The following is a 2,721-nucleotide window of genomic DNA, read 5'->3' as shown; positions in this document are numbered from 1 at the left end:
TTTATCTGCGATAGCATCTGCATCAGATTGCACATCGAGAGTGACTTTAATATTGGTTACTTCTTTTTGCATAAGCTGTAGCTGCAATCCAGTAATGACTTCACCACGGTAGATAGCAAAACCTGTCATACCTGCAGTGGTTAGCATGAAAAACAGCAAACCATAAATTAACGCACGATTAACTAGAAGCATGTTATATACCTTTCGCAATTAAGATTAATTCGTCTGCAATTGCACGTCCTACCGTCCATTCAGTAGCCAAGTAATCAGATAACTCTTTTTCGTTAGTCAAGAAGAAGCACTCTACTACCATGCCTTTTCCTTGACTAACGAAGCCTAGCCGACTGTGCTGTCCTGAGTTCTCTGGCTTATAGCCTTGTTCACCGCGCAAAGGATGATTAAGTACACGTGCAATAGCTCGTGCAATGCGCTGTGCTTGCTCTTTCTTATCAGGTGACGTTAGTACCTCTACACCCTTCGCAGCAGGCGAGGCGGCGTTAAGATGCAGCTCAATTGCTATATCTGCTTGCTTAGCTTTAGCGATGGATGTGTTCAAGTTTTCATTGGTTAGACCAGTACCATCAACGGTATGCGGTATACCATGCTCACGAAGCACAAACGATACAATATTACGGAGTCTAGACATTAGCTTAGCCTCTGTGTACTGTACTTTAACGCCATTCTCTGTGCGGTAAGTTACTGCACCAGAGTCTGTGTTTGAATGCCCTGCGCCCACGTAGATAGATTTCACTGTGTAATCTCCTGTTGAAGTTGCTTGCATTATTGCAGAATAGGCAAGATAAACAAAATAGCTTATTTGATACAACCTAGTGTATTATCTGAATCTCACTTAACCACTAGGAATAGTCAGATGGCTGCTCAATCAAATACACCTGCTCTATCAATGCCTGTAGTACGTGCCCTTAGCTCTTTCAATGATATCGTTGAAACTTACCAGTATGCTGCAGGCGTTACAGTAAAAAGCTTCACGCTGTCACTAGACAAAGGCGAAATGACCTACAACATCACTACCGAGCCAGTAACTGCACCCAAAGAGTAATTTTATTTTTGTGCGTATAAAGCCCCTAAATAGGGGTTTTATTTTTAACCTGCGTCTGTAAGAGACACATGTGTCTCGTCAGTACCCTGTAACATCTACAACAGGAAATGCCGTATTAAAGCGTCCTCCATGCATAGCAACAAATTCACCTATACTAGGGTCACTACCTGAGTCATTTCCGTCATCGTGTGCCAGTATGTATGCACCAGTAGCCGTAACCACTAAGTTCTCTGTAACAGACCAAGACCACCCACTAGATGCGTAAGCACCGTTTCTAAGCTTAGGAAGTTGAACTGCGTATTCTTTTCCAAAAGGTGGTTTAGGTATCTCCCACCTAGTAATTGTACCTGTTGCCTCTACAAAAGAACCTCCACCATAGTAAGCCATGTTGAAGTTTGGGTTCCCTACGTTATTTAGATGGTTAGCCCCTGCGGATGAAATACCAACCATGTTCAACACTTTGCTACCTGACCCCAGTATTTGCACACCATCTTCATTGAACACTTCAAAGTGGGGTGCAACGTTTGGTAGAGTAGCCCACTTGAAATCTTTGACAGATACAAATACATACAACGTATAGTTTGCTACACGTGCCGTGCTTACCGAGCTTAATTTAAGCGTTAGCTGTGTTTTACCATTTCCGACATCTGTCAGAGTATGGTCACAAAACCCGAGGTTGCCTTGCAAATTAGGTGACCCCCTCACAAAAACAATGGGGTTTACGCAATCTAGCGTGTGGTGCTCTACGCTACTATAGTTAGGTCCGTTAGGAGCATAAGAAGTAGAAACTACTATCTTCTTGTGCAAAACGTATAGTATGTCCGATAGCTGAAATTGTACAGACCCGTCTTCTCTGTGTACCTTAAATATGTCCATTAGTAGTACCCGTATACAATTTTAGTAGGCAGCGTTGGTATTGACGGATAGCCAGCATACTTGTAGTAAGTCCACCCGAACACATCTGGCGATCCTGTTACTATACCAGCTACAGCATAAGTACCCATTGGAGAAGTTCTGCCTAATGGTACGACGAAAACAGCCAGCTTACTGCTGCTAGGTATTCCTGTGACACGTTTAGTGCCCTCCCCAGTGGTAACGACCATCTCCCCTAAGTACTTAAAGCTGTACTTAGTAGTGTCCATCACTAAAGCCCCATCAGGGCTGTACATTTGTAATCCTGCTGGCATTACCAAACTCCCATGCGAACTGCAATTTTTCCATTAGGATAAAACATCTCTGTCTTACCCCCTGTGATAACTTGTTTACTTCCATCAGAACCTATAAAAGTAGCATTACGCGCTTTAATGGAGATAGTGTCAATAGCGTTAGTAGATAGCTTATCAGCCTCAATACTACCGCCTTGTATACGCTGAGCGTTTAAAAATCCTGCCGTTATCTTAGCAGCATTAAGATTAGCTATCTTAGCATCTTGAATAGTAGCATTTGCAATCTTAGCATTAGTGACTGCTAAATCCTTAATGTGCGCTGTACCAATTGTAGCATTAGCAATGACAGCAGTATCTATCCAAGTACCTGCAGGATACAGCGTACCGTTGATAACCTGCGGCGTGGTCAGTACTATAAATGGTTTTTTCTTGTTGCTGTTATTTGTCCCTACGTAGAACATATCTGCGTTTACACCGAACGCAGATACAACAACA

General features: G+C 42.8%; 4 protein-coding genes and 1 pseudogene. 1 reads left to right on the top strand and 4 read right to left on the bottom strand.

Features of this window, described 5'->3' with window-relative positions; genetic code table 11:
• Both Q1W15_RS23960 and Q1W15_RS23955 read right to left on the bottom strand, forming a co-directional pair.
• Nucleotides 1-192, bottom strand: a 192-nt coding sequence (locus Q1W15_RS23960) for a hypothetical protein (RefSeq protein WP_300733648.1), incomplete at its 3' end; no start/stop codon positions are given.
• Between the two features lies 1 nt (nucleotide 193).
• Nucleotides 194-751, bottom strand: coding sequence for an N-acetylmuramoyl-L-alanine amidase (locus Q1W15_RS23955; RefSeq protein ID WP_300733646.1), 558 nt, complete (start codon nucleotides 749-751; stop codon nucleotides 194-196).
• A gap of 120 nt (nucleotides 752-871) precedes the next feature.
• Here Q1W15_RS23955 and Q1W15_RS23950 point away from each other — a divergent pair, with 120 nt between their 5' ends.
• The gene (locus Q1W15_RS23950) at nucleotides 872-1,060 is read left to right on the top strand and encodes a hypothetical protein (protein ID WP_300733644.1); all 189 of its coding nucleotides are present in this window, start codon (nucleotides 872-874) and stop codon (nucleotides 1,058-1,060) included.
• 78 nt (nucleotides 1,061-1,138) lie between these two features.
• Here Q1W15_RS23950 and Q1W15_RS23945 read toward each other — a convergent pair whose 3' ends face one another.
• The gene (locus Q1W15_RS23945) at nucleotides 1,139-1,936 is read right to left on the bottom strand and encodes a hypothetical protein (RefSeq protein ID WP_300733642.1); all 798 of its coding nucleotides are present in this window, start codon (nucleotides 1,934-1,936) and stop codon (nucleotides 1,139-1,141) included.
• A gap of 310 nt (nucleotides 1,937-2,246) precedes the next feature.
• Nucleotides 2,247-2,721: pseudogene (locus Q1W15_RS23940) on the bottom strand (hypothetical protein); the annotation flags it as partial.

The organism is Pseudomonas sp. (genome assembly GCF_030150285.1).
GTDB lineage: Bacteria > Pseudomonadota > Gammaproteobacteria > Pseudomonadales > Pseudomonadaceae > Aquipseudomonas.
Note: the sequence above shows the minus strand (reverse complement) of the source record. Positions and strands in the feature narration are given on the sequence as shown.